At 71.2% G+C, this 8,514-nt stretch carries 10 protein-coding genes; 7 read left to right on the top strand and 3 right to left on the bottom strand.

Annotated features, from left to right (window positions below):
• Positions 1–269 precede the first annotated feature (269 nt).
• Positions 270–623, top strand: a complete 354-nt coding sequence (locus tag CSC66_RS14495) for an FKBP-type peptidyl-prolyl cis-trans isomerase (RefSeq protein ID WP_162378119.1) — start codon at positions 270–272, stop codon at positions 621–623.
• Positions 624–882: 259 nt separating this feature from the next.
• Positions 883–1,437, top strand: a complete 555-nt coding sequence (locus tag CSC66_RS14490; protein ID WP_162378118.1) for a DUF2058 domain-containing protein — start codon at positions 883–885, stop codon at positions 1,435–1,437.
• Between the two features lie 27 nt (positions 1,438–1,464).
• Here the strand turns inward: CSC66_RS14490 and CSC66_RS14485 are convergent, their stop codons facing one another.
• The 3 genes from CSC66_RS14485 to CSC66_RS14475 are packed head-to-tail and all read right to left on the bottom strand — an operon-like array spanning position 1,465 to position 2,590.
• On the bottom strand, positions 1,465–1,818 hold the full coding sequence (locus tag CSC66_RS14485) for a carboxymuconolactone decarboxylase family protein (RefSeq protein ID WP_162378117.1): 354 nt from the start codon (positions 1,816–1,818) through the stop codon (positions 1,465–1,467).
• A gap of 41 nt (positions 1,819–1,859) precedes the next feature.
• Positions 1,860–2,207, bottom strand: coding sequence for an ArsR/SmtB family transcription factor (locus CSC66_RS14480; protein WP_162378116.1), 348 nt, complete (start codon positions 2,205–2,207; stop codon positions 1,860–1,862).
• Between the two features lie 2 nt (positions 2,208–2,209).
• Positions 2,210–2,590, bottom strand: coding sequence for a rhodanese-like domain-containing protein (locus CSC66_RS14475; protein ID WP_162378115.1), 381 nt, complete (start codon positions 2,588–2,590; stop codon positions 2,210–2,212).
• 106 nt (positions 2,591–2,696) lie between these two features.
• On the opposite strand from CSC66_RS14475, the gene CSC66_RS14470 reads away from it, so the two are divergent.
• The 5 genes from CSC66_RS14470 to CSC66_RS14455 are packed head-to-tail and all read left to right on the top strand — an operon-like array spanning position 2,697 to position 8,492.
• Complete coding sequence (locus CSC66_RS14470; RefSeq protein ID WP_238394407.1) at positions 2,697–3,656, top strand: NAD(P)/FAD-dependent oxidoreductase; 960 nt, start codon at positions 2,697–2,699, stop codon at positions 3,654–3,656.
• Positions 3,653–3,958 (top strand): hypothetical protein, encoded by a 306-nt coding sequence (locus CSC66_RS17635; protein WP_238394406.1) that lies wholly within the window; start codon positions 3,653–3,655, stop codon positions 3,956–3,958. The genes CSC66_RS14470 and CSC66_RS17635 overlap by 4 nt, the downstream gene beginning before the upstream one ends.
• Positions 3,959–3,993: 35 nt before the next feature.
• A complete protein-coding gene (locus CSC66_RS14465; protein WP_162378114.1) occupies positions 3,994–4,197 on the top strand; it encodes a YgaP family membrane protein in 204 nt (67 codons plus the stop codon).
• Positions 4,198–4,222: 25 nt separating this feature from the next.
• On the top strand, positions 4,223–5,251 hold the full coding sequence (locus tag CSC66_RS14460; protein WP_162378113.1) for an efflux RND transporter periplasmic adaptor subunit: 1,029 nt from the start codon (positions 4,223–4,225) through the stop codon (positions 5,249–5,251).
• A 1-nt stretch (position 5,252) separates the two neighbouring features.
• Positions 5,253–8,492, top strand: a complete 3,240-nt coding sequence (locus CSC66_RS14455; protein WP_162378112.1) for an efflux RND transporter permease subunit — start codon at positions 5,253–5,255, stop codon at positions 8,490–8,492.
• Positions 8,493–8,514 lie beyond the last annotated feature (22 nt).

Below are 8,514 nucleotides of genomic sequence, written 5' to 3'. Positions count from 1 at the left end.
GCACCTCCGGTGGGATCGTCACCGCTGCCTGCGCTTGCACCCCCGTCCCCGGGGTCTTCTTCCTGGCCATGGCCTGCTCCTCCTGCCTCAAGAGTAGGCCCTGCACACAAAAATCCTGACACCCTCGAAAGAAGCTCCGTTCTGTGGATAACCCGGCCTTGCAACGCAGGTTCCACGCGCCGTGGAGCCGCCGGCAGGTTCCACGGTCGCCCGTCCAAGCGTGCACGACTAGACTGGCGGCATCTTTCATCCACTCCAAGGATCCGCCCATGGCTTTCACCACCACCGCGTCCGGCCTGCAGTACGAGGACACCGTCGTCGGCACCGGCGCGGAGGCCGCGCCCGGCCGCAACGTCACCGTGCACTACACCGGCTGGCTCTACCGCGACGGCGAGCGCGGCGACAAGTTCGATTCGAGCAAGGACCGCGACGAGCCCTTCATCTTCCCGCTGGGCGCGGGCATGGTGATCAAGGGCTGGGACGAGGGCGTGCAGGGCATGAAGGTCGGCGGCACCCGCGTGCTGGTGATCCCGTCGACGCTGGGCTACGGCGCGCGCGGCGCCGGTGGCGTGATCCCGCCGAACGCGACGCTGCTGTTCGAGGTGGAACTGCTGGGAACCTGAGCGGCGCTGCCGCGCCGGACCCGCATCCGGCGCTTCCGTCGGCGTATCCGCCGTTCCGTCGCACGCCGCTGCAGCCACGCTACGGCGAAGCGGTGCCGGTGCGCTAGCCGGCGCGGCCGGCCGGCTCCTGGCCGCGGATCCCGCTGCCGCTGGCTGGCGCCGAACCCCGCGGCCGGCCTGGGCCCGGAACCTCGTGCCCGCGGTGCGCGCGAGGGGCGGCGGTATGATGGGCGTCGACCCGCGCGCAGGCACGCACCACATGGCCAAGCCCAACCCACTCCAGGAACAGCTGCTCAAGGCCGGCCTGGTCAAGAAGTCCAAGGTGGCCGAGGTCGCGCGCGAACAGGTCCGCGCCCGGCATGGCAAGGGCCCGGTGGAGCCGGGCGAGATCCAGCGCGAGGCCGAGCGGGCGCGCGCGGAAAAGGCCGAGCGCGACCGTGCGCTCGCCGCCGCGCGCAAGGCCCAGGCACGGGCGGCGGAACTGCGCGCGCAGGCGCGGCAGATCGTCGAGGACCGCAAGCTGCCGCGCTCGGGCGACGGCGAGTACCGCTTCACCGTGGATGGCGCCATCCGCAGCGTGCGGGTCGACGACGACCAGCGCAGGAAGCTGTCGGCCGGCGCCCTGGTGATCATGCGCATCGACGACCGCTTCGAGCTGCTGCCGCGCGTGGCCGCGGACAAGGTGCGCGAGCGCGACCCGGACATGGTCGTGCTCGACCATGGCCAGGGCGCGGAGGCGGAGGCGGCTGCGCCCGACTCGGCGGACGATGCCTACTACGCACAGTTCAAGGTGCCGGACGACCTGGTGTGGTGAGACCGGTCGTACCGGTGCATGGCCCCGTCACGGGGCCTTGCTGAACTCCTCGTACGCGGCCATCGCGTTGGCGGCATACATCAGCGACGGGCCACCGCCCATGTAGACGGCGACGCCGAGCATTTCCCTGAACTCCTCCGGAGTGGCGCCCAGGCGCACCAGGGCCTTGGCGTGGAAGCCCAGGCAGGCGTCGCAGCGGTTGGCCACGCCGATCGCCATGGCGATCAGTTCCTTGGTCTTCTCGTCGAGCGCCCCCGGTGCGAGCGCGGCCTTGCTCAGGGCGCCGAAGCCCTGCATGACGTCGGCGTTGTGCGTGCGCAGCGGGGTCAGGTTGCGGGAGACCTCGCGGGTGAGGTCGGTGTAGGAGGGAATGGCGGACATGGAAGTTTCCTTGGTGGGCAATGGGGCCGGTGGTGGGGCGGTCATTTCTTGGGCCGGCCCGGGCGGCGCGGCGCGCAGTAGATTCCATGCAGGGTGCGGATTACCGCTTCGGCCGGGCCTGGTGCCAGCGCGTAGAAGATCGTCTGCGCCTCGCGCCGAGTGCGCACCAGGTCTTCGTCCCGCAGCACCGCCAGGTGTTGCGACAGCGCCGACTGGCCCAGGTCGAGCAGTCCCTGCATCTCGCCGACCGAACGCTCGCCGCCCGCCAGCAGGCACAGCACCTGCAGCCGCTTCTCGTTGGCGAGCGCCTTGAGCAGCCGCGTCGCCTCGCCGGCATGGGCGTGCATCGCGTCCAGGTCGAAGGCGGGGGGCGTCTGGTTTCGGGCCATCGTCAATCCATGCTCACGGGCAGGCCCGCATTGCGCCATGCCCGGAGCCCGCCGGCAAGCGAACGTACGTCCTCGAAGCCGAGCTGGCGCAGGCTGTCGGCGGCCAGTGCGGAACGCCCGCCGGTGAGGCAGTAGAGCAGCAGCGGGAGCGACGCTGGCGCCGGTGATCCGGCGGTTCGGCATGCCACAGCCGGATGCGCCCGGATCTGGAACTCGAGCACGCCGCGCGGCAGGTTCACCGCGCCGGGAAGGTGGCCCTGGGCGAACTCGGCCGGCTCGCGCACGTCGACCACCAGCGCCTCGCCGGCGAGGCAGTCGCCCGGCTCGACCTCGCGGATGCGTGACTGGGCGGCGGCTACCAGCTCGTTGATATCCACGGGCATGGGTGTTCCCATATAAATCAGTTGACGCTAATATAAGACAATGCTAATTTAAATGCAAGCCGGTGGAATCGCCCGCTGGGCGGGCCGGCTGCCGGAGGGCCGGGACATGGCACACATCATCGTTCTGGGCGCAGGCATCGGCGGAATGAGCGCCGCCTACGAGTTGCGCGACGCGCTGGGCAAGGACCATGCGGTCACCGTCGTCGGTGACGGCGACCTGTTCTCCTTCACGCCCTCCAACCCGTGGGTCGCGGTCGGCTGGCGAAGGCCGACGGATATCCAGATCAGCGTGCCGGCGCACCTGGCCCGCCACGACATCGGCTTCGAAGGGGCCGGGGCGCAGCGGGTCGAACCGGAGCGCAACCGCGTGCTGTTGCGCGACGGCCGCGCGCGGGAGTACGACTACCTGGTCATCGCCACCGGGCCGCGCCTGGCCTTCGACGAGGTCCGGGGCCTGGGGCCGGACGGCCATACGCAATCGGTCTGCACGACCGGGCATGCCGCCAAGGCGTGGGAGGCCTACCAGGCGTTCCTGGACGCGCCGGGCCCGGTGGTGGTGGGTGCGGCGGCCGGCGCCAGCTGCTTCGGCCCGGCCTATGAATTCGCGATGATCCTCGATGCCGACCTGCGCAAGCGCAGGCTGCGCGACCGCGTGCCGATCACCTACGTCGGCCCGGAACCCTATGTCGGCCACATGGGCCTGGGTGGCGTCGGCGACTCCAGGGGCTTGCTGGAATCGGAGTTCCGCCAGCGCCACATCCGCTGGCTGGCCAACGCGAAGATCACCGGCGTGCGCGACGGCGAGATGGACGTGGCCGAGATGGACGACGACGGCCAGCCGAAGAAGCAGCACGTGCTTCCGTTCCGCTACTCGATGGTGCTGCCTGCCTTCACCGGCGTGGACGCCGTGCGCGGGATCGAAGGCCTGTGCAACCCGCGCGGCTTATCGACCGGCACCAGCGCAATCCGGCGTACCCGAACATCTACGCGCTGGGCGTGTGCGTGGCCATTCCGCCGGTGGAGGCGACGCCGGTCCCCACCGGCGCGCCCAAGACCGGCTTCATGATCGAGTCGATGGTCACGGCGGTGGCGCGCAACATCCAGGCCGACATCGCGGGCGTCCCGGCCGCCGCGGAAGCCACCTGGAACGCGATCTGCCTGGCCGACATGGGCGACACCGGCGTCGCCTTCGTGGCCTTGCCGCAGATCCCGCCGCGCAACGTCACCTGGGCGCGCAAGGGCGGGTGGGTGCACATGGCCAAGGTCGCCTTCGAAAAATACTTCCTCATGAAGATGAGGTCCGGCAACACCGAGCCGGTCTACGAGAAATACGTGCTCAAGCTGCTCGGTGTCATGCGCATCCGCTGACGCGGAACCTTCCCTCAGGAAACAGGAGAAACACCATGAACATCGACCGTGCCGTCCTCGCCTTCGCCGGCATGATGGTCCTCGCCAGCGTCGCGCTGGTGTACTTCGTCTCGCCCTGGTGGCTGCTGCTCACCGCGTTCGTCGGCCTCAACCTGCTGCAGTCCAGCGTCACCGGCTTCTGCCCGGCGGCGATGGTCTTCCGCAAGCTCGGCCTGCCCGGCGGTTGCGCGTTCAAGTGAGGCCGTTGCCGTGCGCAAAGTCGTGATGCTCCCGTTGCGCCTGCCGGTGCTGGCGTTCGCGCTGGCCGCCGCGCTGGCCGCCTGCGGCGGCGCCGGGGACATGCCGGCGCAGGCGCCCATCGCTGGCCTGGATACGCTGGTGGTGGCCGCCGCCGGTGCCGACGGCCGCGGCCGCGAATGGGATGGCGTGGTCGAGGCCGTGCGCGAGGCCGGGCTGGCCGCGCAGACCAGCGGGCGGGTGGCCGAGGTCCGGCACGACGTCAACGACCGCGTCGCCGCCGGCGAGGTGCTGGTCCGGCTGACGGCGGTCGAGCAGCAGGCCGGCGTCGATGCCGCGCGCGCGCAGCTGCAGCTGGCCGAGGCCACCTACAAGCGCATGGCGCGCCTGGCCGAGAACCAGTACGTGTCGAAGATGCAGCTCGACCAGGCCCGCGCCGAACGCGATGCGGCCCGGGCGCAACTGGCCAACGTCGGCCAGCAGAGCGCCTACACCACCATCCGCGCGCCCTATGCCGGCATCGTCAGCGCGCGCGCGGTCGAGCCCGGCGAAAGCGTGGGCATCGGCCAGCCGCTGATGACCGTGTTCGCGCCGGAGGCGCTGCGCATCGAAGTGAGCGTGCCGCAGTCGGACGCCGAGGTGATCCGTGCGAACCCGGTCGCCGAGGTCGCCTTCGGCGATGGCCGCAGCGTGGATGCCGCCGATGTGGTGGTGTTTCCCGCGGCCGATGCTGCGACCCACGCGGTCCGGGTGCGCGTGCAGCTGCCACCGCTCGACCCGGTGCCGCAGCCGGGCACGACCGCGAAGGTCGCCTTCCCGGCGGCCAGGAGCGCGGCCTTCCCGCGCGTGCCGGCCACGGCGCTGGCGCGGCGCGGCGAGGTCGATGCGGTCTACGTGCTGGCCGATGGCCGCCTGTCGCTGCGGCAGGTGCGCCTGGGCGCACGGGCGGACGGCATGGTCGATGTGATCGCCGGCCTGGCGCCGGGCGAAACCATCGCCGCCGACCCGGTCGCCGCGGTGCAGGCGCTGGTGGCCGCGCGCAAGGGCGGGAACTGACATGGCAGCGCTGGAACCCGTCCGCCTGGGCCTGTCCGGGCGCATCGCCCGCACCTTCCAGGACAATCCGCTGACGCCGATCCTGGCGCTGCTGGGCCTGCTGCTCGGCCTGGTCGCGGTCGCGATCACCCCGCGCGAGGAAGAGCCGCAGATCGACGTCACCATGGCCAACGTCATCGTGCCGTTCCCCGGCGCGGATGCCCGCCAGGTCGAGCAGCTGGTCGCCTATCCGCTGGAGCAGAAGCTGGCGGAGATCGAGCAGGTCAAGCACACCTACTCGACCAGCCGGCCCGGCATGGCGGTGCTGACGGTGGAGTTCGAAGTCGGCGTGGAGCGCCAGCCGGCGCTGGTGCGCCTGTACGACAAGGTGTTCTCCAGCCAGGACTGGATGCCGCCAGGCGTGGCGGTGGGCCCGCCCATCGTCAAGCCCAAGGGCATCGACGACGTGCCGGTGATGACCCTGGCCCTGTGGACGGACGATCCGCAGCAGGGCGCGGTCGAGCTGGCCGAGGTCGCCCGTTCCCTGGAGACCGAACTCAAGCGCATTGCCGGCACGCGCGACATCGCCACCATCGGCGCCCCCGAGCGCGCGGTGATGGTCACCCTCGATCCGGCGCGCCTGGCCAGCCACGACCTGGCGGTGTCCGACCTGGCCGCCGCGCTGCAGGCCGCCAACCTCGCGCGCCAGGCCGGTGAACGGATCGGCCCGGAAGGCGTGGTCCAGGTCGCCGCCGGCCGCTTCCTCGCCGACCGGCAGGAGGTCGCGGACCTGGTGCTGGGCGTGGCGGACGGCCAGCCGGTGCGGTTGCAGGACGTGGCCACCATCACCGACGCGGCCGACCTGCCGGTGCGCTACGTCTGGCACGGTGCGCCGCCCGGCCGCGAAGGGCCGGCCAGCGGCACGGCCCCGGCCGTGACCCTGGCCATCGCCAAGAAGCCCGGCGCCAACGCCGCCGACATCACCCGCCAGGTGCGGGAACGGCTGGACGCGCTGCAGGGGCAGGTCATTCCCGAGGGCGTGCGGGTCACCGTCACCCGCGACTACGGGCTGACCGCCAGCGACAAGGCGCAGACCCTGATCAAGAAGCTGTTCTTCGCCACCAGTTCGGTGGTGCTGCTGGTGCTGTTCGCGCTGGGCCGGCGCGAGGCGATCGTGATCGGCTCGGCGGTGGTGCTGACCCTGGCGGCGACCCTGTTCGCATCGTGGGCGATGGGCTTCACCCTCAACCGGGTCTCGCTGTTCGCGCTGATCTTCTCGATCGGCATCCTGGTCGACGACGCGATCGTGGTGGTGGAGAACATCCACCGGCACATGGCCGAAGGCGGGAAATCGCTGCGCGAAGCGATCCCGCCGGCGGTGGACGAGGTCGGCGGGCCGACCATCCTGGCCACCTTCACCGTGATCGCGGCGCTGATGCCGATGGCCTTCGTCACCGGCCTGATGGGGCCGTACATGCGGCCGATCCCGATCAATGCCTCGGTCGGCATGTTGCTGTCGCTGCTGATCGCGCTGGTGGTCACGCCGTGGCTGTCGCTGAAGCTGCTGCGCCGCCATGCACCGCCGGCCGAGGCCGATGCCGGCGGCGACCGCCACGCCGGCGGTGGCATGGCCGCGCGCCTGCACCGCCTGTTCGCGTGGCTGATGGGGCCGTTCCTGGATCCGGACCGCGGCGCGCGGCGCCGGCGCCTGCTGTTCGCCGCGATGGCCGGCCTGGTGCTGGTCGCCGCCGGCCTGGCCGGCGTCCGCCTGGTGGTGCTGAAGATGCTGCCGTTCGACAACAAGTCCGAGCTGCAGGTCGTGGTCGACCTGCCGGAAGGCCGCACCCTGGAGGACACCAGCGCGCTGCTGGCCGAGCTGGCCGCCGTGCTCGACCGCACGCCCGAGGTGCTCGACTACCAGGGCTACGCCGGCACCGCCGCGCCGATCAACTTCAACGGCCTGGTGCGGCAGTACTACCTGCGCGAGGGTGCCAACCTGGGCGACCTCCAGGTCAACCTGGTCGACCGCCACCAGCGCCGGCGCAAGAGCCACGACATCGCCGCGGCGCTGCGCCCGCAGCTGTCGCGGATCGGCGAGCGGCACGGCGCCTCGGTGAAGGTGGTGGAAGTGCCGCCCGGGCCGCCGGTGCTGGCGCCGATCGTGGCCGAGGTCTACGGCCCCGACTACGGGCGTGCACGGGCGCTGGGCCAGGCGCTGGAGCAGCGCTTCCTGGCCACCGGCGGCATCGTCGACGTGGACAGCAGCGTGGAGGCCGAGGCGGCGCGCGAAACGCTGGTGGTCGACCGCGTGCGCGCCGCACGGCTGGGCGTGTCGCAGGCGGCGATCACCGAGGCCATCGCCTCGGGACTGGGCGGGCTGGATGCCAGCTACCTGGTCGACGACGGTTCCAGGCAGCCGCGTCCGATCCGCCTGCGCCTGCCGCCGTCGGACCAGGCCACGCTGGACGGGCTGCTGGCGCTGCGCGTGCGTGGCGGCCAGGGCCAGCTGGTGCCGCTGTCCGAGCTGGTCCAGGTGCGCCGCGACGGCTGGGATGGCGACATCCACCACAAGGACCTGCTGCCGGTGGTGTACGTGACCGGCGACGAGGGCGGCAGCGCCGACAGTCCCCTGTACGGCATGTTCGACCTGGTCGGGCAGGTGTCCGGCAACGCCATCGGCGGCCAGTCACTGGAACAGTTCTTCATCCGCCAGCCGGCCGACACCGCGGCGTTCTCGGTCAAGTGGGACGGCGAGTGGCAGATCACCTACGAAACCTTCCGCGACATGGGCATCGCCTACGCGGTGGGCATGGTCCTGATCTACCTGCTGGTGGTCGCCTACTTCCGCGATTACCTGGTGCCGCTGGTGATCATGGCGCCGATCCCGCTGACCGTGATCGGGGTCATGCCCGGCCACGCGCTGATGGGCGCGCAGTTCACCGCGACCTCGATGATCGGCATGATCGCCCTGGCCGGGATCATCGTGCGCAACTCGATCCTGCTGGTGGACTTCATCAACCACCTGGTCGCGCGCGGGCACACGCCGGAGCAGGCCGTGGTCGACGCCTGCGCGGTGCGCGCGCAGCCGATCGCCCTCACCGCGCTGGCGGCGATGGCCGGCGCGATGTTCATCCTCGACGATCCGATCTTCAACGGGCTGGCGATCTCGCTGGTGTTCGGCATCCTGGTCTCGACCGTGCTGACCCTGCTGGTGATCCCGCTGCTGTACTACGCCTTGCTGGGGTACCGCAGCCGCCGCTGATTCCGCGCCACCGGCACGCGGC

The sequence above is a fragment of the Pseudoxanthomonas kaohsiungensis genome (assembly GCF_010211765.1).
Classification (GTDB): Bacteria; Pseudomonadota; Gammaproteobacteria; order Xanthomonadales; family Xanthomonadaceae; genus Pseudoxanthomonas; species Pseudoxanthomonas kaohsiungensis.
This window is presented reverse-complemented; position numbering and strand designations above follow the sequence as displayed.